Below are 22860 nucleotides of genomic sequence, written 5' to 3'. Positions count from 1 at the left end.
GAAGAAGGAGAATGGTGAAAGCTCATGAAAAAGCTGGCTATTATTGCGCTTTCGCTGGCAACGGCTCTCTCCAGCGTGGGCCCGGTACAGGCATTTCCGTCGGTCAGTCCACTGAAGGCCGGCCTATCGAATGTCGAGCAGGTCACGCATCGTCATCGCCAGTGGTACTACGATGACGATGATGAGGATGGATGGCGATACGACCGTCGCTACTACGACGAAGATGATGACGATTACTATCACCACCGGCATCATCACAGCGATATTGGCGCATTTATCGGCGGCTTCGCCGTTGGTGCGATCCTCGGTGGCGCTCTGAGCGCCCCGCCAAGGCGGCACTATCACCGCCACTCCTACTCGAATTGGTGATACGCACTGCTGCCGCCTCGCAGAGTGCCGATCGCCCTGCTTTCGGCACGGAGGCTGATCGTGCTGATATCATCCCTGACTGCGGGCGACCGCCGCTACTCGGTGACGGCTCAATTATCCGGCCGGCAGACGCGCAGCCGATGGCCATCCGGATCGAGAGCGACGAAAGTGCGACCAAACACGGCAGTCTTCAGCTCCTGCTCGATTGCTATTCCGCGCCGGCGCCAATCCGCATAGAGGCGTTCGACCTCCGCGTCATCCTTCACCATGAAGGCGATTTCCGAGCGATGGCCGGTGCCGGACGAAACGAAGTCCCTCGCCTGGGTAGACCAGAGGCTGAAGGTCAGGCCGTTTTCGAGTCCGAAGGCGACATAGGCAGGAAAGGAAGCGACGGGTTCGCGCCCGAACAGATCGGCATAGAATAGGGCGCTTTTTGCCGGGTCGTCGACATAGAGCAGGACCAGGTTCGGTGACAGCATCTTCGGATCTCCTTCTTGTGATGACGGGACCCTAGTCGAAGCTGCTGTCAGCTCTTGTCAGCATGATGCACATAGCCGCAGGCCACCGGTCCATTGAACCGGCCTCTGGCTAGAAGGCGGCGTGTCAGAAGACGGCCAGGTATTTCAACAGAGAGACGATGCCGATGATGATCACGATGATCTGGACGATCTGTTTGCCGCGTGCGTCGAGCGGCAGTCGCTGGACGAGATAAAGCACCAACACGATGACGAGGAACGTAATCAGGATTCCGATAAGCAGCCCCATGGATCAACTCCCTTTTCACAACGAAAGCGCGACAGCGCCGGGATTGTAACTATGGAGCGAGGGCAAAGGTTCCGAGTTGCCCGGCACGTCTTTGGCCGGATTGCGCCAACCGACGTGGAAACGCAGGCGAAAAAGGCGTCAGGGAGCAGACTTGCAGGCGATGCCCTGGTCATTTTCGCCCTTCGTCACGTCGAAAAGCGTCGCCTCGTCGCCCTCGGTCCACCAGATATATTGCCCGCCGGCATATTGGGCGCCGGAGCCGGAGATCACGTTCGATGCCACGACGAAGGTGCCGTCAATCGTAAAGGTCACCAGGGATACGTCGCCCGCATTGATATACTGCGCCTCGATGGTCTTGCCGCCGCAATCGTAGCGAACCGCTTTCCGATCCACGGCATCGGCGCCGGGCACGCGGATCGTCACATCGGCGCCCTGAGAGCCGGCGGTCATCAATGCGAGCTTCATGGCGGTCGCGCCTCCCGCCTTGGCGAGAACGAGCTTCGATCCCTCGACTGTCCAGGAGAGTTCGCTGCGAAGCGCCTCGAGGAATTTCTGCTCCTGGGTCATCGCTGCCGGCACGCACATCTTGCGTGTCGATGCGGCCGGCCCGAAGGTGATCTTCGTGCCCGACAGACTGAAGGTACCGGTGAAATGGTTGCAGCCGGCCATGCCGCCAAAGGTGCCGTCCTCACGGATTTCGAGCGTCGACTGCAGATCGTCGACCACACCGCCGCCGCCGATATCTTCGGCGAGCCAGGTGCCAACGAGCTGCTGCGGCACGTCTTCGGCCGCAACCGGCTGCATCGAAGCCATCTCGATCGTCACGCAGGCGCAGGAAACGGCGGTTATGACTTTCAGCATCGCGAACTCCTTCGGGCTTCGACTCAGCAGCCCGATTCTTAGCCCCTGGACGAGACGGATTGAAGACCGCGCCCTTGTTGCCGGCGGAATTCGCCTGTAGAGCCTAGCGCACAATATAAAAGTTCGGATCGATCTGGCGAAGATCATGCGCTACGCTCGCGACGAAAGCCGCCCCGCGCATTCCCTCCGAAAAAGAAGAACATGGGTATTGGCATGGCATCCCGCGACAATGCGAAGCGCCGACTGACGATCCTCGGGTCGACCGGTTCGATCGGCACCAACACGCTCGACGTCATCGCGCGTCTTGGCGGTCGCGAGCGCTTCGAAGTCGTCGCCGTCACCGGCAACGGCAACATCCCCCTGCTCGCCGAACAGGCGGTGAAGGCCGGGGCGGAGCTTGCCGTCACCGCCAATGAGAGCCAATACGAAAACCTGAAAGCGGCGCTTGCCGGCACCGGCATTGCCGTCGCCGCCGGCAGGAGTGGCCTGATCGAAGCGGCCGAACGCGACGCTGATTGGGTAATGGCGGCCATTGTCGGCAATGCCGGTCTCGCCCCCACCCTCGCCGCCGCCCGCCGCGGCGCCGACATTGCGCTCGCCAACAAGGAGTGCCTGGTTTCCGCCGGCAGCCTCTTCATCGAGGCGGTGAAGAAGGGCGGCGGACGATTGCTGCCGGTCGACAGCGAACACAACGCCATTTTCCAGGTGCTCGAGGAACAGCAGCGCCACGCCGTCGAGCGCATCATCCTGACGGCTTCGGGCGGCCCGTTCCGTACCAAGTCGCTCGAGGACATGCGGCACGTGACCGCCGATGTCGCGCGCGCCCATCCGAACTGGTCGATGGGACTGAAGATCTCGATCGACAGCGCCTCGATGTTCAACAAGGCACTGGAGATGATCGAGGCGAAGCACCTCTTCGCCCTCAGGCCCGAACAGGTCGAAGTGATCGTGCACCCGCAGTCGGTAATCCATTCGATGGTCGGCTACACGGACGGCTCGGTGCTGGCGCAGCTCGGTTGCCCGGACATGCGCACCGCCATCGGCTATGCGCTTTCCTATCCCAGCCGCTGCAGCCTGCCGATCGAGCGGCTCGATTTCGCCAAGCTGTCGCGCCTCGATTTCGAGGCACCGGACGAAGTGCGCTTTCCGGCGATCCGCCTGGCGCGCCGCGCCATGGTCGAGGGCGGCGTGCAGGGGGCGGTGCTCAACGGTGCCAAGGAAACGGCACTCGACGCCTTTATCGCCGGACGCACCGGATTTCTGGCCATGGCGGAGATCGTCGAAAAGGTCATGGACGCGCTCGCCGATCTTCCGGCGGCGATAACCATGGACGACGTTTTCGCCGCAGACGAAAAAGCCCGACAACTGGCGGCCGGGCTCATTCGATAGTCAGGCTTACTCTGCAGGTTCATTGGGCGCTTCGCCCCTCATCCGCCTGCCGGCACCTTCTCCCCGCACGCGGGGCGAAGGAAACCCGTGGCACTGCTCAAAGCTACGACGATTGCTCGCAGCATTCTTGAGGTGAGGCTTCAGCTGTGGCGCTCGTCCCTTCTCCTCGCTGGCGGGGAGAAGGTTAGGATGAGGGGCAACTCCAGAGAACGTTGGTACGCCTCAGGCAACCGCCCTTGCCAGCGCACAGCGCGACCACAGCGAATGCAGCGCGCCGACGAGGTGATCGATGTCGGCATCCGAGTGCAGCGGCGTCGGCGTGATGCGCAGGCGCTCGGTCTTCTTCGGCACCGTCGGATAGTTGATCGGCTGCACGTAGACGCCAAAATTGTCAAGCAGCAGGTCGGAGATCCACTTGCACTTGGCCGCGTCGCCGACCATGACCGGCACGATATGGCTGGGGTTCGGCATGTGCGGGATACCGCGCTGGTCGAGCAGCGAACGCAGACGACGCACGCGCTCCTGGTGCGCGAAGCGTTCGACCTGGCTTTCCTTCAGGTGACGGATCGAGGCAAGCGCACCGGCAGCAAGCGTCGGCGGCAGCGCCGTCGTGAAGATGAAGCCGGAAGCAAACGAGCGGATGAAGTCGCAGAGCGCCGCAGAACCGGTGATATAACCGCCCATCACGCCGAAGGCCTTGCCGAGCGTGCCTTCGATGACCGTCAGCCGGTGCATCAGGCCTTCGCGTTCGGCAATGCCGCCGCCACGCGGACCGTACATGCCAACGGCATGCACTTCGTCGAGATAGGTCATGGCGCCGTACTTGTCGGCAAGATCGCAGAATTCCTTGATCGGCGCGATGTCGCCGTCCATCGAATAGACGGACTCGAAAGCAATGATCTTCGGCGCGCGCGGATCGGCGGCGGCGAGCTTGGCTTCGAGGTCAGCGACCGAATTGTGCTTGAAGATGACGCGTTCGCACTTGGAGTGACGGATCCCCTCGATCATCGAAGCGTGATTCCCGGCGTCCGAGAAGACGATGACACCGGGAATCTTGGAACAGAGCGTACCAAGTGCTGCCCAGTTGGACACGTAGCCCGAGGTAAACAGCAGCGCCGATTCCTTGCCGTGCAGGTCCGCGAGCTCGCGCTCGAGCAGGACGTGATAGTGGTTGGTACCGGAGATGTTACGGGTGCCGCCGGCGCCGGCGCCGCATTCGTCGATGGCGCGCTTCATCGCCTCGGTGACAACGGAATGCTGGCCCATGCCGAGATAGTCGTTCGAACACCAGACGGTGACTTCCTGGACGCCATCGGCCGTATGGCGCGCTGCCTTCGGGAAGTTGCCGCGATGACGGGCGAGGTCTGCGAAAACCCGGTAGCGGCCTTCCTGATGCAGCCCATCCAGCTCGTTCTTAAAGAAATTCTCGAAATCCATCATTTTCTCCAGTGCCCGATCGCTTTTCTTGATTCAAAGCGACCTGGGGTCAACCTCGGAATGCTCGGCATCTGCCACCTGCGGCAAAAGGCCCCTGAAGCGCTGCGCGTCCAATGAATGCATCCGGGATGATCTAGCATTTTCGGGCCGAAGCATCTTCGCTGCTTTCACTGAAACCGTTTCAACCCGGAGAGCCCTAGTTTTGAAACATTCCAAAGAAAGCCTTAGCGCATGTTCATCTCTTCAAGCTTGATCGAAGTCAAGCAAGGATGAAAAAAGGACGACCGAAGCCGTCCCCTTTTTTTGTTGTTTGACAATGCTCCATCCCGGTCAGGCCGCCGCCACGGCGCGCTTGGCCATGACCTTCACCAGATTGGCGCGGTAGGCCGCGTCCGCGTGAATATCGGAGAGCAGCTCCGAGGCATCGACGCTGACATTGCTCAGCGCATCCGGCGACCAGTTGGCAACGAGCGCCGCTTCCATATCGCCATGCCGGAACACGCCGTTCGCTCCCGCCCCGGTAACGGCCACCCGGACGTCGCCATCGTCGCGTCGCGCGACGAACACGCCGGCCATCGCATAGCGCGACGCCGGGTTGGCGAACTTCTGGTAGGCAGCCTTCGCAGGCGCATCGAAGGTGATGGCGGTGACGATCTCGCTGCCTTCCAGCGCCGTGTCGAACAGGCCGGTGAAGAAGTCGTCAGCCGCGATCTCGCGCCTGTTGGTCACGATTGTCGCGCCGAGCGCCAGCATCGCCGCCGGGTAGTCGGCCGCCGGGTCGTTGTTGGCGATGGAACCGCCGATCGTGCCCATGTGCCGCACATGCGGATCGCCGATATGGCCGGCAAGGCCACAGATCGCCGGACAGACGGCTTTGAGCGCCGCCGACGACGCCACGTCATGGTGGGTCGTTGCCGCGCCGATCCGCACCGACCGACCGGAGACCGTGATACCCTGCATCTCGCCGATGTGACGGAGATCGATCAGGTCGCTCGGGGCGGCCAGCCGCTGCTTCATCGTCGGGATCAGCGTCATGCCACCGGCGACATATTTGCCTTCGCCGGCCGCTTCCATTTGCTTGACGGCATCCTGAACCGAGGACGCCCGGTGATATTGGGTCTCGTACATGGGTGTCCTCCCGATCAGCTGGCTGCTTGCGCCGCCGCCCACACCTTCTGCGGTGTTGCCGGCATGGTCAGCGCATTGTTGCCGATAGCGTCGGTGATCGCATTGATCAGCGCCGGTGGAGAGCCGATGGCGCCGGCCTCGCCGCAGCCCTTGATGCCCAGCGGATTGTTCGGGCAGGGCGTGTTCGAGGTCGAGACCTGGAACGACGGCAGGTCGTCGGCGCGCGGCATGGCGTAGTCCATGTAGCTCGCCGTCAGAAGCTGGCCCGAGGCATCGTAGTGCACCCCTTCGAGCAGCGCCTGGCCAATGCCCTGCGCCAGCCCGCCATGCACCTGCCCCTCGACGATCATCGGGTTGATGATGTTGCCGAAGTCGTCGGCGGCGACGAACTGGATGATCTTGGTCCGCCCCGTCTCGGGATCGACCTCCACCTCGCAGATGTAGCAGCCGGCCGGGAAGGTGAAGTTGGCGGGGTCGTAGAAGGCTCCCTCCTTCAGTCCGGGCTCCATGCCGGCAGGCAGATTGTGGGCGGTATAGGCGGCAAGGGCCATCTGGAACCAGGGCACCGCCTTGTCGGTACCGGCGACCTTCAGTTCGCCGTTCTCGATGACGATGTCGCTTTCGTCCGCTTCCATCAGATGCGCGGCGATCTTCTTCGCCTTGGCCTCGACCTTGTCGAGCGCCTTGACGACGGCCGACATGCCGACGGCACCGGAGCGGGAGCCATAGGTGCCCATGCCCATCTGCACCTTGTCGGTATCGCCATGCACGATGTTGACGCTGTCGAGCGGCACGCCGAAGCGGTCGGCGACGAGCTGGGCAAAGGTCGTCTCGTGGCCCTGTCCGTGGCTGTGCGACCCGGTCAGGACTTCGATCGTACCGACGGCATTGACGCGCACCTCGGCCGATTCCCAAAGACCGACGCCGGCACCGAGCGAACCGACGGCTGCCGAGGGCGCGATGCCGCAGGCCTCGATGTAGCAGCTCATGCCGATGCCGCGCTTCATGCCGCGGCCGGCAGCTTCCGCCTTGCGCGCGGCAAAGCCGTTCCAGTCGGCCGCCTTCATCGCCGCTTCGAGCGAAGCGTCGTAGTCGCCTGCGTCGTAATTCATGATGACCGGCGTCTGGTGCGGGAAGGAGCGGATGAAATTGACCCGCCGCAGCTCCGCCGGCGAGACGCCAAGCTCGCGCGCCGCCGTCTCCATCGTGCGCTCGAGCAGGTAGGTCGCCTCGGGCCGTCCGGCGCCGCGATAGGCATCCACCGGGGCGGTGTTGGTGTAGACGGTGCGCACATTGGCATGGATCGCCGGGATGTCATATTGCCCGGAGAGCAGCGTCGCATAGAGATAGGTCGGCACCGCCGACGAGAAGAGCGACATATAGGCGCCGAGATTGGCGATCGTGTCGACCTTGAGCCCGATGATGCGGTTGTTGGCGTCGAAAGCCATCTTCACCTTCGACACATGGTCGCGGCCATGCGCGTCGGTAAGGAAGGCTTCGGTGCGATCGGACGTCCATTTGACCGGGACGCCCGTGCGCTTCGAAGCCCAGAGACAGACGATCTCCTCCGGATAGATGTAGATCTTCGAGCCGAAGCCGCCGCCGACATCGGGGGCGATGACGCGGAGCTTGTTTTCCGGCGCAACGTTATAGAAGGCACTCATCACCAGCCGCGCCACATGCGGGTTCTGGCTGGTCGTGTAGCAGGTATAGTGATCGTCGCCGCTGTCGTAGATGCCGAGCGTGGCGCGCGGCTCCATCGGGTTGGGCGAGAGCCGATTGTTGTGGATCTCGATCTCGGTGACATGCGCGGCCGCGGCGATCGCCTTGTCGGTCGCGGCCGCATCGCCGAGTTCCCAATCGAAGATCAGGTTGTTGGCCGCCTCCGGGTGAAGCTGCGGCTGGCCTGGCTCCAGCGCCTTCGACGCATCGGTCACGACAGGAAGCTCCTGATAGTCGACGACGACGGCCTCGGCCGCGTCGCGGGCTTCGGCCACGCTGTCGGCCACGACGATTGCCACGGCATCGCCGACATAGCGCACCGCCTCATGCGCGAGCGGTCGCCAGGCGCCCATCTTCATCGGCGTTCCGTCCTTGGAGTGGATCATCCAGCCGCAGATCAGATTGCCAATTCCGTCGGCAAGAAGCTGCTTGCCGTCGAGCACGTCGATGACGCCAGGCATGCCCTTGGCTGCGGATGCGTCCACTTTGAGGATTTTGGCGTGCGCATGCGGGCTGCGCACGAAGACTGCGTATTTCATGCCCGGCACGGACATGTCGTCGGTGTAGCGGCCCTTGCCGGTCAGGAACCGCTTGTCTTCCTTGCGCGCCACCCGCGCGCCAATGCCTTCAACTCCCATTGCCGATCTCCTCCCGAGATTTCCAGCGACAGTCCTTCGATGACATGCAGGGCGACGCTCTCTTCGCCCCCCGTCCGGCCGCTATTCTGCGGCCACGCGTGCGCCGCTCATTTCGGCGGCGGCGGCAAGGATCGCCTTGACGATATTGTGGTAGCCGGTGCAGCGACAGATGTTGCCTTCGAGTTCGGCTCGAACCGTCGCCTCGTCGAGTTGCCCCTGGTGCCGGCGGATCATGTCGACGGCCGTCATCACCATGCCTGGCGTGCAGAAGCCGCATTGCAGGCCGTGATTGGCCTTGAACGCCGCTTGCACCGGGTGGAGTTCGCCGTCGGCCGCCAGCCCTTCGATGGTGGTGATCGTGGATCCGGCCGCCTGCGCGGCGAGGATGGAACAGCTCTTGACCGATTTTCCGTCCATATGGATGACGCAGGCGCCGCACTGCGAAGTGTCGCAGCCGACATGGGTGCCCGTCAGTCCAAGATTTTCGCGTATGAATTGCACCAGTAATGTGCGGTCGTCGCAATGACCACTCACCTGACGGCCGTTGACCGTCATTGTCACTTTCGCCATTTCGCTCCTCCGGGGTCGGTCAATGCCAACACGAGCGCGGCCGAAAAGTCGGGTGAGATGGTTCACGCGACTAGGGTACGCGCCAACTGATATCGATGCCCGTCGCCGACGAATCCGTTCCTCCCAGATTTCGCAGGCTTGTTTGTATCATTTGTCTTTTTTTGGAATGCCGCAACCGCTACCGCCCGCCGAACGACAAAATTTTTCCACGCCGGTTGTATCGCGGGGAACTGCTCCTTCATGTCCCGTTCAGGAACGATATCATTATCTTGCGCGCCGGAAGAAACCGCAGGTCTCCCGTAGACTTTAAATCGGGACCGCGTATTTTCCGAACTGCAAGTTCAGGTGGAGCGGGATGATCCCGGCTCCGCCATCATCCAAGGGACGGACTGAGCAAGAGGCTGAGATCCGTAGAGATCGGAGAGGACAACATGAAGAAAGCCATCGCACTTGTGCTGGTCGCCCTGTCGGTCGCAAGCTGCACCCAGACGGAGAAGGGCGCCGGCATCGGTGCCGTTTCCGGCGCGATCATCGGCGGCGCGATCACCGGCGACGTCCGTGGCGCAGCGGTCGGCGCAGCCATCGGCGGCGTTTCCGGCGCAGTCATCGGCCATGTCAGCGAACAGCCGGGACAGTGCTACTACCGCGACCGCTACGGCCGCCGCTACATCGACGCCTGCCCGCGCTAAGGCGAGCGAAGGCGATCATCCTTCGGCGTAGCGCAAGCCCACCGCAGGATTAGTTACCCCCTCATGGCCGACGCCCTGAGGGGGTTTTTCGTTCCGGCGCCCGGCGAATCCGGGGCGTGCCCCCAAGAAATGATCCGACGCGCGCAAACCGGGTGGTTATCGGTCGCGCAAGTCCGTCTGCTGTCCTCGAGATATCACCATCGAGGTCGTTCCATGTCGAAATCACCAAGCATTCCCTTGCCGCCCGCCTTCAGGCGCATCGGCTGGTCCAATCTGTTTGCGCAGTTCTCCGAGCAGATGGCACTGGCTGCCGCTCCGCTCGCTGCCGTGCTTCTGCTCGCAGCCGGGCCGGCGGAAACCGGATGGCTGCAGATGGCCCAGACGCTTCCGTTCCTCTTGCTTTCCATTCCCGCCGGGCTCGTCGCCGATCGCACGTCGCGGCGCAGGCTGATGGTGTCCTCGGAAATGCTGCGCGCACTGTCGCTGGTCGCTACCTTGCTCCTGATGGTCAGCGGTCTGTTGACCCTGCCGCTTCTGGCCGTGATGGGTTTCGTCGGAGCCATCGGCACCGTCTGCTACAACGTCGCCGCCCCCGCCCTTGTCCCGGCGATCGTTCCGCGCGCCCGACTGGCCGACGCCAACCGTTGGCTGGAACTCGCCCGGAGCCTTGCCTATTCGGGCGGACCGGCAATCGGCGGCGCAATCGTGGCATGGACGGGTGCTTCGCTCGCCTATGTCGTCGCCACATGCCTTTCTCTTCTCTCCGTGGTCCTGCTTGCCGGTGTTGGCGATCAACACCAGCCCGCGACGGCAAAACGCAAACTCCTTCAGGATCTGATCGAGGGCGCACGGTTCCTTGCCGGCCACACGCTCCTCAGGCCCATCCTCGTGACCGCCATCGTCTTCAACACGGCCTGGTTCGTGCTGCAGGCGGTCTATGTCGCCTATGCCATCCAAACCCTCGGCCTGACGGCCACGGGCGTCGGCATCACCCTTGGCATTTACGGCGCCGGCATGATGATCGGTGCGGTCGCCGCGCCCGCCATTGCGCGCCGTATTTCGTTCGGCGTGATGATCGCACTTGGTCCTCTCGGCGGTTTGGCGGCGGCCGCAGTAATGCTCTCGACGATCTGGATACCGTCCGGCGCCCTCGCCGGATTGAGCTTCTTTCTGTTCGGCGCCGGCCCCGTGCTCTGGTCGATCGCGACCCTCACCTTGCGACAGGCCGTCACGCCGAATGCCATGCTTGGCCGGGTTTCCGCCTTCATCACCACGGCCACGTTCGGAGCGCGGCCAATCGGTGCAGCGCTCGGGGCCGTCGTCGCCACGCGCTTCGGAGTCGAGCTATGTCTGGCGGTCGCCGCCGCGGGTTTCCTGATCCAGTTTCTCGTCATCATAGCCTCCCGCGTGCCGCAGTTGCGCGCACTGCCGGAAGCGGCCTAACCCTGACGAACCGCGAACAAAGCCAGCCACGCGCCCGACAAAATCGTCGGAACGCCTGGCTGGAAACCGTCCGTTCGGAGCCTATGGTTGTGCTGCACCGACAACATTTCGAAGCTTTTTCCAGCAAATCGCCACCGAAAAGCGGCATCAGGGGTGGATGCGGCCGGCCGTCATCGTTAACAGATGGAAAACCTTAGGCATGCAATAGTGACCCGGCCGCATATGCAGGCAGTTTGTATTGGGTCGCCTGAAGACGGGATGCGGAAGCGAATGTCCCCACCACGGTCGAGTATTGCGTACTGGAAGGCCGCAACTGCGCTTGCAGTCGCCTTCTCGTTTGCGCTCGGCCCGATTTCCGCCAAAAGCGCCCATGCCTTCAAGCTCTTCGGCATGAAGTTCTTCGAGAGCGACGAAGAGGAAGCGCCGGTCATCGACCCGGTCAACTATACGCTTACCTTCGACGCCGGCACTGACGACAAGGAGCTGAAGGAAGCGCTGGAAAACAGCTCGCAGCTCGTCCAGGGCCAGGAAAAGCCCGTGTCCGGCGATCTCGGCCTTGCCATCCGCGCCCGCGACGATCGCGACCGTCTGCTCGCAGCCCTTTACGAAAAAGCCCGCTATGGCGGCACCGTGGCAATTCGCGTCAACGGCCAGGACATCGACAGCCTGCCGCCGGACCCCGCCTTCCCCGATGGGCAGGCAATCCCGGTAATCGTCACCGTCACGCCCGGGCCCGCCTTTACGGTCGGCTCCGTCAAGTTCGAAGGCGATGCTGCCGGCTTCAACCCGGATGACTACGGCCTGCCGGCCGGTGCCCGCGCCGATTCGACGCTGATCATCAAGGCTGGCGAAAAGGTCGTGAACGACCTGCGCGAGCAGGGCCGGCCGCTCGCCAAGCTTACCGAACGCAGCGCCGTCGCCAATCACGCCAATTCCACCGTCGACGTCGTTATCGGCGCAAGCGGCGGTCCGATCGCGCCTGTCGGCGATGTCAGCGTGTCGGGAACCAAGACTGTCGATCCCGCCTTCGTGCGCGACTATTCGCGCCTCAATGAGGGCCGCCCCTATTCGCCCGAGGATATCCGCAAGGCATCCGAGCGCCTGCGCCAGCTCGGCGTGTTCTCGAGCGTGACGATCAAGGAAGCCAACGCGCTCTCGCCCGATGGGTCGATCCCGATGAAGATCGAGGTCTCCGAAGGCAAGCACAAGTATTTCGGCTTCGGCGCCCAGGTTTCGACTACGGACGGTCTCGGTCTCTCAGGCTATTGGGGACACCGCAATCTCTTCGGGCGGGCGGAATCGCTGCGCATCGAAGGCTCGGTCGACCGCATCGGCGAGACAAAGGAACTGGGCAAGCTCGACTATTCGGTCGGCATTCTCTTCGCCAAGCCCGGTGCCTTCGGCCCCGCTTCGACGTTTACTGCCAGCGTCAAGGCCAACATCCAGGATCCGGACGCCTACCGTGCCAAGATCCTGACGGGTGCGGCCGGTGCGACATTCGAACTCTCGCCGACCGACACCGTCTCGGGGGGCGGCGAGCTGAGCTGGGCCAACATCGACGACGCCTTCGGCTCGAATTCCTACCTGACTGCCGCCATTCCGCTCGAATATGTGCGCGACACCCGCAACGACAAGCTGAACGCGACCGAAGGCTACCGGGCGATGATCAACGCCAAGCCGAGCTACGAGATCAAGGGCCAGACCTTCTTCTCGTCTTTCGAAGCGTCGGCATCGGGCTACCATGCGCTCGGCGACGAGAAGCGTTTCGTTCTCGCCGGCAAGATCGGCGCCGGCGTGCTCGTCGGCGGCGGCGGGCTCGAGGATATCCCGGCGAACCGTCGCTTCTATCTCGGCGGCGGCGGCTCGGTGCGCGGCTACTCCTACCAGGAGATCGGCCCGCGCAACTCCGAAAACAGGGAGACCGGCGGGCGCTCCTATGTCAACGCCTCGCTCGAAGCCCGCATCGCGATCACCGACACGATCGGCGTGGTCCCGTTTATCGATGCCGGCACCGTCTCGGCGAAAACGACGCCCGACTTCTCCGACATTCGCGCCGGCGCCGGCATCGGCTTGCGCTACGCCACGCCCTTCGGCCCCATCCGTCTCGACTTCGCGGTCCCGCTGAACAAATACCCCGGCGGCACGAAGTATGGGATTTATGCCGGTATCGGCCAATCCTTCTGATTCCTGATTTTGACGATTCGGGCCGATTCCCCCTACGACACCGCGCGTCTTTCAAGACACGCTAAGGTCGCTGTAACACTTTAGATCTGCTGCATAATTCCTCGAATCGATCCAGATTTGAGGAATTATGCAGCGAGTTCGGCAAATTGCCCTCATCCGTTGATAGTTTCGCCCTGCGGCGATTCCGCTGCAGCGCAACTTGCGCTATGGGTAGAACATGAATCAGGTCGTCCGCTTCCTTCGCGCGACGCTGCGCTATGGCCTTCGTGTGCTTGGCGTGATTGCGGTCGTTGCCCTCCTTCTCGTCGCCTTCGTGGGCTTCACGACTCCCGGCGCCCGGCTCGTCGCCTGGGCAATCGAGAAATATGCGGCAACGCCTGACCAGATCGTGCGGATCGCCGATCCGAGCGCACTTCTGACAGGTGAATTTGCGGCGGGAAGCATCACGCTCTTCGACGGCCAGGGCGTCTATGCGGAGGTTCGCGACCTCAAGCTCAACTGGTCGCCGGCGGCCCTCCTCTCCTTCCGCTTCGACGCTGCGGCGATCTCCGCCGGCTCGGTGCGTGTCGAACGCCTGCCGATCCCCTCGACCGAGACCAAGGAAGTACGCTCGACCTTCGTGCTTCCCGTCGACGTCAAGATCGACGCGATCGATCTCAAGGAAATCGTCATCGGCAAGGCGATCGCAGGCGAGGACCAGTTCCTGACGGCCAGCGGCAAGATCAATGCGACCAACGAGAGCATCGCCCTTGGCCTGACCGCCGCCCAGCGCGACCGGCCGGAAGCGCGCGCCGTCGCCGATATCGTCTTCAATCCGGCGGGCAACGAGCTGAAGCTCGAAGCGACCGTGGACGAGCCTAGCAACGGTGTATTGGCAAAGCTGCTTCGCCTGCCCAACGAACCTGCGGTCAAGATCAAGCTGACCGGTCAGGGACCGCTTTCCGATTGGGCCGGCACAGCGACGGCTGCGCTCGACGGCAGCGAGGTCCTCAAGCTCGACGGTCGCCACGTCCAGACGCCGGATGGCATGCACCGGCTCACCGTCACCGGCGGCGGCGGCTTCGGCTCGCTGATGCCGCCGGCCCTGCGTCCGATGTTCGAGGGCGAGACCAGCATCGACGTTGCCGCCGCGTTCAACGGCCAGGGCATGGTGCGCGTCGACAAGGGGCAGATCGCGACCGGCGCGCTCACCTTCGGCGCCTTCGGCACCTTCGACAGCAAGGGCGACAACAATCTGCAGGCCCGCCTTGCCGGCACCAACGGTGCGATCGACTTCCGCTGGCCGCTGCAGAAGGGTGAAGCCCAGGCAAAGATCAACGCCGTCAACCTGTCGCTGATCGGCGACGCGCAAGCGGCCATCCTCGATCTCGCCGCCGACGTCGCCTCGGTGACGCTGCCGGATGTTGCGCTCGGTTCCGTCAAACTGTCGGCCCGCAGCGACGGCTTCAACCTTCAGGCCCAGTCCGGTCCGGTGAAGACCGTGCTCGACGTGGGCGAAGCCGGCTTCAACGACGCCAACCTCGCCCGGCTGGTGCAGGCGCCGATGAAGGTTGACGCCAGCCTCGCGGTGACGAAGGAGAGCATAGGCTTCGATCCGGTGACGATCGAAAGCCCCGGCATTGGCGGCTCGCTCACGGGCGCCTTCTCGCGAGAAGAAAACACCGTCGCCGCCGCCTTCAAGCTCTTTGCCGTTCCGGGAGCCCTGCCGCCGGCCGCTGCGGCCAAGTTCGACGGCACCATCGCGCTTGCCGGGGAAGTAAAGACGACGAGCGACGGCGACGTTTCCGTGGAGGGTCTCGAGCTCAAATCGAGCACGATCGAAGCAGCCGGCACCGTCGCCCTGGCTCAGGGCCAGTTGACGACCGATCTCAAGGGAAAACTACCCAATCTCGGCAAGCTCCTGGCCGACGCCAAGGGCGAGGCTGACTTCACGGCAGCGGTGACCGGCCCGCTCGCCGAGCTCGGCATCAAGGCCGAACTGACCTCGAGCGGCGCCACGCTCGCCGGACGCACGCTCAGCGATCTTACGATCAGGGCCGACGCGAAGGCCAACCCATCAAGCCCGCAGGCGAGCCTGACCGCCACCGGCGCGCTCGACGGCCAGGCAATCGACGTCAAGGCCGACGTCGTCTCGAAGGACGGGCGCACCGCGATCCCCGTGCTCGAAGCCCGGATCGGCGAGAACAAGCTGACCGGTGCGATCAGTTTCACCCCGGACTTCAAGCCGGACGGCACGATCGATTTCAACCTGCCCGATCTTGGCCTGCTGGCAGCCATGGCTGGACAGAAGGCTTCGGGCGATCTCAACGGGTCGGCCGCAATCAAGACCGCAAACGGCATCACCTCCGTCGTCGTCAAGGCCGGCGGCAGCGGCATCAAGCGCGACGCCCTGACGATTGCCAAGCCGACCGCAGATATCACGATCTCCGATGTGGCCGCCCTTGCCATCAAAGGCAGCGTGCGCGCCGAGACGATCGCGCAAGGGCCAAACCGGGTCGACGGTCTCGCCGTCGCTTTCCAGCAGCAGGCCGGGCGCACCGGCTTCTCGATCGACGGTAAATATGACGGCGGTCCGCTCGCGGCCAAGGGCGATCTCACGAGTGCGAAGGGACGCACGGAAATTCGGCTCGCCTCCTTCGGCGCGACGCCGAAGGGCATCCCACTGAAGCTGGCCCAGCCGACGGTCATTGCCATCGAAAACGGCGTCGTCCACCTCAACGCGCTGACGATCCAGGCATCGAAGGGGACCATCGCCGTCAACGGCACCGCCGGCGAAAAACTCGACATCGCTGCGAAACTCAACGCCCTTCCGGCGGCGTTGATCAATGCCTTCGCGCCGGACCTCAGCGCCGAGGGCACGATTGCCGGCACCGTCGATGTCGATAGTGCAGCATCGGCTCCGGTTGTTACCTACGACCTCAAGTGGTCCGGCGCTTCGCTCGCCGCGGCACGCACGGCCGGGGTCGCCGCCTTCGACATCGCCGCCGACGGCAAGTTCGCCAACAACAAGGTAACGCTCGACACGACGCTTTCGGGCGCCGGCGGCCTCTCCTTCAAGGGCGGCGGCAATGTCGATATCGGCGGCAACATGCCCATCGCGATGAAGTTCAACGGCAACCTCCCCTTTGCCCTCATTGCCAACCTGATGGCGGATAAAGGCTTCACGCTGACGGGCCAGGCGGGCATCGACCTTTCGATTTCCGGCTCCGCCAAGGCGCCGCAAATCGCCGGCACCGTCACGACCGCTGGCGGCCGGCTCGTCGACGTGCGCCGCAATCTGGCGCTCAACGACCTCACGGCGAATGTCTCGCTCGACGGCAAGCAAGCGACGATCTCGAAGCTCTCGGCCAATCTCGCGACCGGCGGCTCGATCGAGGCGACTGGCACTGTCGGCACGGTTCCAGGCTCCGGTTTCCCGGCCAACCTGACGATCCGCCTGAACAATGCAACTTACGTCGACGGCACGCTGTTCAACGCCAATCTTGCCGGCGAAATGACGCTGACCGGTCCGCTGGTCGCGACCCCGACGCTCGGCGGCAAGGTGACGATCCGCAAGGCGTCGATCACCATTCCCGAGAAGCTGCCGACCTCGCTCTCGGCGATCGACATCAAGCACAAGAACGCGCCCGCCAAGGTGCAGAAGATGGTCAAGGATCTGCGCAGGGACGAGGTGCCGGCTGCCGGCGCCAATGCCAGCGGCGTCATCGCCTTCGATCTCGGCGTCGGTGCCAACCAGGTCTTCGTGCGCGGCCGCGGCATCGACGCCGAACTCGGCGGCGACCTGACGATCCGTGGCACCGCGGTGCAGCCGATCGTATCCGGCGGCTTCGAAATGCGCCGCGGCCGGCTGGAAATCCTCGGCAAACGCCTGACCTTCACCGAGGGCAAGATCGGCTTCGGCGGCGATCTGATCCCGACACTGAATCTGAAGGCAACCTCGAGCGTCGGCGCGACGACCATCACCGTCTCGGTCTCGGGGATGGCCAACAATCCGCAGATCGGTTTTTCGTCATCGCCGGCGCTGCCGCAGGACGAGATCCTGGCGCAGCTCATCTTCAACCGGTCGCTGTCGAACCTCTCGGCCTTCCAGATCGCCCAGCTCGCCTCCGCCGTCAGCCAGCTTGCCGGTGGCGGCTCGACGTCGCTGCTCGACGGCCTGCGCAACAAGCTCGGCGTCGACGACCTCGACGTCACCACCGACGAGAAGGGCGGCGCCTCGGTGCGGGCCGGCAAATATCTCAACGACCGGACCTATATCGAGCTGCAGCAGGGCTCCGATTCCTCTTCCAGCAAGGCAGTCATCAATCTCGATGTCGGCAAGGGCGTGAAGCTCAAGGGCTCCGCCGCCGGCGACGGCTCCGCAGCGGGCGGCATCTTCTTCGAGAAGGAGTATTGAGCGGCGACTTGCCTGGCAGCGCTCTCCCCGACGACAGTCTGACCAGATTAAAATACGGCCCGCGGACCGAATACGATCCCGGTCCGCGTGAATGCGCGCACATCACGTGTGGAATTGCCGCCGCAGCGAGCCTACATCGGCGTCGGCCGCCATCGCGGCCAATTTGCTTCATTCATTTTTCAGGTGATCGTCTTGTCTTCCCAAAAACCGCATCTCGAATTGCCCGAGAATTTCCGGCCGCTCGTTGCCGGGTATGACTGGAACCGCGACACGCTCGGACAATCGGACTCGAGCATCTTTCTGCTGCAGGCGCCAGATCGCCCGATGCTGGTGCTGAAGGTCGAGGCTGCCAGCCCCTTCGGTGAATATGTCGACGAAGCGGCGCGGCTCGATTGGCTGGCGTCGCAGGGCATGCCGTGCCCGCGAGTGATCGCCCGCGCCTTCGAAACGGAAACGAACTGGCTGCTGCTGCGGGCCGTCGAGGGCACCGACCTCGCGTCCACGACGCGGCCGCCAAGGGACCGGATCGCCATCCTGGCGGACGCCCTGAAACGCCTGCATGCGCTGGATGTCGCCGGCTGCCCTTTCGATCACCGGATCGAAAGGCGCATCGCCCTTGCGAGCGCGCGCACCGAAGCCGGCCTTGTCGATGAAGACGATTTCGATGAAACGAGGATCGGTCGAACGGCGACCGATCTCTTTGCCGAGCTGCAAGCCCGCTTGCCCTCGCCCGACACGCTCGTGGTCACCCACGGTGACGCCTGCCTGCCGAACATCATCGAGAAGGATGGCCGGTTTTCCGGCTTCATCGATTGCAGCCGGCTGGGCGTCGCCGATCGCTACCAGGACATCGCGCTTGCCTGCCGCAGCATCACCCACAATCTCGGCGAGGAATGGGTTGAGCCGTTTCTGGCCGCCTACGGCATCGACACGGACGATCCCGACAAACGCGACTTCTACTGCCTGCTCGACGAGTTCTTCTGATGACCGCTGATTAACGCGCGGCGACCAACATGTCCGCCCAAGCACGCAGCAATGTAGCGAAAGGCCCGCAACGCCTCAGGCGGCGTTGCGGGCCTCGATGCTCAGATCGACGATGTCGGCATCCTCAATGGCATTGAACAGCGCCCAGATATGGCCGAAGGGATCGATGAAGGCACCGACACGATCGCCCGTCGACAAGGTTTCGGCCGGGTTCCGAAGGCTGGCACCGGCACCGATCGCCCGGCCGATGACACGATCGACATCCCGCACATGCAGTTCCAGGATCACCGCCGTGGTACCGAGCGCATGCGGCGAGCGCGGTCCCCCAAGCTCGGGTTCCGCATCACGGCGCGGGTTGGCCCCGGCAATCCGGAACACCGATTCCCCGATCCTCAAATCCGCGCTCGTGAGGATCCCGCTCGGCCATTCATGCCGCTGCAGGAGCTCGGCGCCGAGCGCCTCGCGATAAAAGGCGATGGCGCGATCCTCGTCGCCATGCCTGACAAACAGCTTCACACAGATCTGCCGATCGGCAAGCCTGCCGCCATTGGCAACCATGACATCCTCCATCTTGGGTGAGGCGCACATCATAGCGAAACACTAGAACAAAGCAAGAACAAATCGACTCCGGGATCCGATTTCGTTACCGGCTCAGGGTGGAGCAAACCGCTCAGAATGCGCCGGTCATCTTGCTGGTTTTCAACAGGATATTGGTCTCCGTGACGGTGATGCCGTCGATCAGGCGGATGCGCCGCAGCGTCTCGTCGAAGGAGACGAGGTCGCGGTCCTCGAGCTCGGCGATGAAGTCCCAGCGGCCGTTGGTGCTGTGCAGTGCGCGGACCTGTGGCAAGCCGCGCAATTGCTCGGCAACACGGTCGGCCATCTTTCCGTGGACTTCGATCATCACCACGGCGCGGACCCCGGAAGCGGGAATTTCCGCGCCGGTGCGGATGGTAAAGGCGGCAATCGTGCCACTGGCGACCAGCCTGTCGATACGGGCGGCAACGGTCGCGCGCGAGACGCCCGTCATTTCCGATAGCGTCGAAACGGGAATGCGCGCATTCTGGCGCAAGGCGCTGATCAGTGCCTGATCGAGATCATCCATTGCCTGTCACTTTGTAAAATGTTGCTTATCAATCTGTCGATTTTATCTCACTAATCGGCAGTTTTCCATCTTTTTGCTGACACGCATTTTGGCCATAATCCGCGCGATCCCAACCGGGCACACACGGAATTATCTTGAGAAGGAATCGGGCGGATATGACGACCATCACGCTGATCGGCGCACCCATCGAAGAAGGTTCTGGACGACGCGGCGCGGCCATGGGGCCGACGGCGCTGCGCATCGCCGGCATCGACACGGTGCTGCGCGACCTCGGCCACACGGTTCACGACGAAGGCGACGTCAAGCCGCTGCCGGCCCGCGACCTCGCCAACCACCCCGGCGCCAACAATCTGCAGATCGTCGCCGCCTTCGCCCGCGCGCTGCATGATTCCGTGCACGACACGGTTCGCCAGGGCCACTTCCCGATCATCCTCGGCGGCGACCACGCGCTCTCCATGGGCAGCGTCTCCGGCATGGCGCGTTACGCCGCCGAAGTCGGCCGGCCGCTCTTCGTGCTCTGGCTCGACGCCCACGCCGACTTCAATTCCCCGTCGACCTCGCCTTCGGGCAACATGCACGGCATGCCGGTCGCCTATTTCTGTGGCGAAGCGGAATTCGCCCCGATCCTGCCGGCTGATCGCCCGTTGGTCGATCCGAAGAATGTCTTCCAGGTCGGCATCCGCTCCGTCGACGATCGCGAGCGCGAAGAGATCACCGAGCATGGCGTGCGCGTCTATGACATGCGCGCCGTCGACGAACTCGGCATGGCCCACATCATGCGCCAGATCCTCGAAGAGGTTCGTGCCGCCAACGGCCTGCTGCATGTCAGCCTCGACGTCGATTTCATGGACCCGGAACTCGCGCCGGGCGTCGGCACCACCGTTCCCGGCGGCGCCACCTTCCGCGAAGCGCACCTGATCATGGAAATGCTCTGGGAAAGCGGGCTGGTTTCCTCGCTCGACGTCGTCGAGCTCAACCCTTTCCTCGACGACCGCGGCAAGAGCGCGCGCATCCTGGTCGAACTGACGGCGAGCCTCTTCGGCCGCCGTGTGCTCGACCGGCCGACCCGCAGCGCCTGAGATAACAAACGGAGGACAATGTATGAATACGACGGCAGCCCTGATCGAAACCGAGTACCGGCTCGGCGCGCATAACTACAAGCCGCTCGACGTGGTGCTCTCACGCGGCGAAGGCGTCTATGTCTGGGACATGGAGGGCAATCGCTACCTCGATTGCCTCTCGGCCTATTCCGCCGTCAATCAGGGCCACTGCCATCCGAAGATCCTGAAGGCGATGATGGAGCAGGCGCAGAAGCTGACGCTCACCTCCCGCGCCTTCCGCAACGACCAGCTCGCCCATTTCTACGAAGAGATTGCGGCTCTGACCGGCTCGCACAAGGTACTGCCGATGAACTCCGGCGCCGAAGCCGTCGAAACCGCCGTCAAGGCGGTGCGCAAGTGGGGCTACGAGGTCAAGGGTGTCGCCGAGAACAGGGCGGAGATCATCGTGTGCGCCAACAACTTCCATGGCCGCACCATGGGCATCGTCGGCTTTTCGACCGATCCGGACGCCCGCACCGGCTTCGGCCCCTTCGCCCCCGGCTTCAAGGTCGTGCCTTTCGGTGACATCGACGCCTTCCGCGCCGCGATCAACGAGAACACCGTTGCCTTCCTCGTCGAGCCGATCCAGGGCGAAGCCGGCGTCATCGTTCCGCCGGCCGGCTACTTCACCGCCATCCGCGAGCTCTGCACCAAGCATGGGATCACGCTGATCCTCGATGAAATCCAGACCGGCCTCGGCCGCACGGGCAAGCTGCTCGCCGAAGAGCACGAAGGCATCGAGGCCGACGTGACGCTGATCGGCAAGGCTCTCTCCGGCGGCTTCTATCCGGTTTCGGCCGTGCTCTCCAATTCGGAAGTTCTGGGCGTGTTGAAGCCCGGCCAGCACGGCTCGACCTTCGGCGGCAACCCGCTCGCCTGCGCCATTGCCCGTGCGGCGCTGAAAGCGCTGACCGAGGAAGGCATGATCGAGAATTCGGCACGGATGGGCGAGCGCTTCCAGAAGGGGCTCACCGACATCCGCTCCAACATCATCAAGGAAGTGCGCGGTCGCGGCCTGATGCTGGCGGTGGAGCTGGTGCCGGAGGCCGGCGGCGCCCGCAAATATTGCGAGGCGCTGAAGGAGCGCGGCATCCTCGCCAAGGACACCCACGGCGACACCATTCGCATCGCCCCGCCGCTCGTCATCACCGCCGACCAGGTGGATTGGGCCGTAGAGCACTTCGCGGCGGTCCTCGCCTCCGCCTGACCCGTTTCAATCCTCCGCCCCGGGGGCAACCTCGGGGCGGATTGGTTCGTGAGCGGCTGCAAAAGCAAGTCTTAACGAATCCCGGCCTATAGTCCCTTCCCAAAGCGCAAAGCGGTTCTTCCGCGCATGATGCAGCTGCGCCCCGCCGGATGTGATCGGCGGACTGTAAGGATCTCTCCCCAACGGACCATCGCCGCGCTCCCAGCGCCGGCAGCCATGCGGAGATTTCTTGAGTTTGGCGGTGTCGCGTCCATAGGCGTCGACCGGAAAGCTGGAAGGACCTTCGATGACCAACACAATCAGGACGGCCGGTTTCGACGGCGAGACGCTGGAGATCATTGCGTTCCGCCTCCACGATCAGGAATTCTGCGTCAAGACGACGACGATCCGCGAAATCCGCGGCTGGGCGCCCTCCACCCCCATTCCGCATTCGCCGCCGGAAGTGATCGGTGTCATGAACCTGCGCGGCACGGTGATCCCGATCATCGACCTCGCCCACAAGCTCGGCATGAAATCGACGACGGCCAACGAACGCAGCGCCATCGTCGTCGCCGAAGTGCACAACATGGTGATCGGCCTCGTCGTCGACCGGGTCTCCGACATCCTCACCGTCCAGGGCAGCCAGGTCCAGCCGGTGCCGGAAGTGACCGCATCCTTCGACAAGAGCTTCGCCGAAGGCATCATCGCCAATGAGAGCGGCATGATCTGCTTCCTGAACCTCGCCCGCATGTTCAAGGAACGCGACGTCGAGGAACTGGCCGCCTAAATTAACAGGTCAGCGACATTCACGGCCGTCCGGCGTCTCGTCGGGCGGTTTTTTGTTGGTTATTTGCTCAGCCAGAGGGCAATACTGCAGAAAAACAGGAAGAGCTA

The 22860-nt window shown here is 63.5% G+C and carries 18 protein-coding genes and 1 pseudogene; 10 read left to right on the top strand and 9 right to left on the bottom strand.

Annotated features, from left to right (window positions below):
* The first annotated feature begins 24 nt into the window (after positions 1–24).
* Complete coding sequence (locus ACQ5BM_RS20485; RefSeq protein ID WP_429815142.1) at positions 25–369, top strand: hypothetical protein; 345 nt, start codon at positions 25–27, stop codon at positions 367–369.
* Between the two features lie 110 nt (positions 370–479).
* Here ACQ5BM_RS20485 and ACQ5BM_RS20480 read toward each other — a convergent pair whose 3' ends face one another.
* The 3 genes from ACQ5BM_RS20480 to ACQ5BM_RS20470 all read right to left on the bottom strand — a co-directional run bounded on the left by ACQ5BM_RS20480 (position 480) and on the right by ACQ5BM_RS20470 (position 1995).
* A complete protein-coding gene (locus ACQ5BM_RS20480) occupies positions 480–848 on the bottom strand; it encodes a VOC family protein (RefSeq protein WP_429815139.1) in 369 nt (122 codons plus the stop codon).
* Positions 849–972: 124 nt separating this feature from the next.
* Positions 973–1134 (bottom strand): Thivi_2564 family membrane protein, encoded by a 162-nt coding sequence (locus ACQ5BM_RS20475; protein ID WP_429815136.1) that lies wholly within the window; start codon positions 1132–1134, stop codon positions 973–975.
* A gap of 138 nt (positions 1135–1272) precedes the next feature.
* A complete protein-coding gene (locus ACQ5BM_RS20470; RefSeq protein ID WP_429815133.1) occupies positions 1273–1995 on the bottom strand; it encodes an META domain-containing protein in 723 nt (240 codons plus the stop codon).
* Positions 1996–2208: 213 nt separating this feature from the next.
* On the opposite strand from ACQ5BM_RS20470, the gene dxr reads away from it, so the two are divergent.
* Positions 2209–3384, top strand: a complete 1176-nt coding sequence (gene dxr / locus ACQ5BM_RS20465) for a 1-deoxy-D-xylulose-5-phosphate reductoisomerase (protein ID WP_429815130.1) — start codon at positions 2209–2211, stop codon at positions 3382–3384.
* A 222-nt stretch (positions 3385–3606) separates the two neighbouring features.
* On the opposite strand, the gene hemA is transcribed toward dxr, so the two are convergent.
* From hemA to ACQ5BM_RS20445, 4 genes are all read right to left on the bottom strand, one after another.
* Positions 3607–4821 (bottom strand): 5-aminolevulinate synthase, encoded by a 1215-nt coding sequence (hemA, locus tag ACQ5BM_RS20460; protein ID WP_429815128.1) that lies wholly within the window; start codon positions 4819–4821, stop codon positions 3607–3609.
* A gap of 330 nt (positions 4822–5151) precedes the next feature.
* A complete protein-coding gene (locus ACQ5BM_RS20455) occupies positions 5152–5949 on the bottom strand; it encodes an FAD binding domain-containing protein (RefSeq protein WP_429815125.1) in 798 nt (265 codons plus the stop codon).
* Positions 5950–5963: 14 nt separating this feature from the next.
* Positions 5964–8309 carry a xanthine dehydrogenase family protein molybdopterin-binding subunit gene (locus ACQ5BM_RS20450; RefSeq protein WP_429815122.1) on the bottom strand — a complete coding sequence of 782 codons (2346 nt, stop codon included), beginning with the start codon at positions 8307–8309 and terminating at the stop codon, positions 5964–5966.
* Between the two features lie 81 nt (positions 8310–8390).
* Complete coding sequence (locus ACQ5BM_RS20445) at positions 8391–8879, bottom strand: (2Fe-2S)-binding protein (protein WP_034802397.1); 489 nt, start codon at positions 8877–8879, stop codon at positions 8391–8393.
* 431 nt (positions 8880–9310) lie between these two features.
* Here ACQ5BM_RS20445 and ACQ5BM_RS20440 point away from each other — a divergent pair, with 431 nt between their 5' ends.
* The 5 genes and pseudogenes from ACQ5BM_RS20440 to ACQ5BM_RS20420 all read left to right on the top strand — a co-directional run bounded on the left by ACQ5BM_RS20440 (position 9311) and on the right by ACQ5BM_RS20420 (position 18575).
* Positions 9311–9568 (top strand): YMGG-like glycine zipper-containing protein, encoded by a 258-nt coding sequence (locus tag ACQ5BM_RS20440; protein WP_065774087.1) that lies wholly within the window; start codon positions 9311–9313, stop codon positions 9566–9568.
* A gap of 213 nt (positions 9569–9781) precedes the next feature.
* On the top strand, positions 9782–11011 hold the full coding sequence (locus tag ACQ5BM_RS20435) for an MFS transporter (protein WP_429815117.1): 1230 nt from the start codon (positions 9782–9784) through the stop codon (positions 11009–11011).
* Positions 11012–11281: 270 nt separating this feature from the next.
* A complete protein-coding gene (locus ACQ5BM_RS20430; RefSeq protein WP_429815114.1) occupies positions 11282–13195 on the top strand; it encodes an autotransporter assembly complex protein TamA in 1914 nt (637 codons plus the stop codon).
* A gap of 1579 nt (positions 13196–14774) precedes the next feature.
* Positions 14775–17591, top strand: a pseudogene (locus tag ACQ5BM_RS20425) (translocation/assembly module TamB domain-containing protein); the annotation flags it as partial.
* 192 nt (positions 17592–17783) lie between these two features.
* On the top strand, positions 17784–18575 hold the full coding sequence (locus ACQ5BM_RS20420; protein WP_429815111.1) for an APH(3') family aminoglycoside O-phosphotransferase: 792 nt from the start codon (positions 17784–17786) through the stop codon (positions 18573–18575).
* Positions 18576–18650: 75 nt separating this feature from the next.
* On the opposite strand, the gene ACQ5BM_RS20415 is transcribed toward ACQ5BM_RS20420, so the two are convergent.
* Positions 18651–19133 (bottom strand): VOC family protein, encoded by a 483-nt coding sequence (locus ACQ5BM_RS20415; RefSeq protein WP_429815108.1) that lies wholly within the window; start codon positions 19131–19133, stop codon positions 18651–18653.
* Positions 19134–19245: 112 nt separating this feature from the next.
* Positions 19246–19680, bottom strand: a complete 435-nt coding sequence (locus tag ACQ5BM_RS20410) for an Lrp/AsnC family transcriptional regulator (protein WP_429815105.1) — start codon at positions 19678–19680, stop codon at positions 19246–19248.
* 155 nt (positions 19681–19835) lie between these two features.
* Between ACQ5BM_RS20410 and rocF the strand changes: the two genes are divergently transcribed.
* The 3 genes from rocF (at position 19836) to ACQ5BM_RS20395 (ending at position 22753) form a co-directional block, all read left to right on the top strand.
* Entirely contained in the window at positions 19836–20759 is a 924-nt protein-coding gene (gene rocF, locus ACQ5BM_RS20405; RefSeq protein ID WP_429815102.1) for an arginase, read from the top strand.
* A 22-nt stretch (positions 20760–20781) separates the two neighbouring features.
* On the top strand, positions 20782–21987 hold the full coding sequence (gene rocD, locus ACQ5BM_RS20400; RefSeq protein ID WP_429815100.1) for an ornithine--oxo-acid transaminase: 1206 nt from the start codon (positions 20782–20784) through the stop codon (positions 21985–21987).
* Positions 21988–22273: 286 nt separating this feature from the next.
* Complete coding sequence (locus tag ACQ5BM_RS20395) at positions 22274–22753, top strand: chemotaxis protein CheW (protein WP_429815098.1); 480 nt, start codon at positions 22274–22276, stop codon at positions 22751–22753.
* Positions 22754–22860 lie beyond the last annotated feature (107 nt).

Origin of the sequence: Ensifer sp. B1-9 (assembly GCF_050474445.1) — a bacterium.
In the GTDB taxonomy this organism is placed as follows: Bacteria; Pseudomonadota; Alphaproteobacteria; order Rhizobiales; family Rhizobiaceae; genus Ensifer.
The sequence above is the reverse complement of the archived record's forward strand: the minus strand, read 5'-3'. Positions and strand labels throughout refer to the sequence as shown.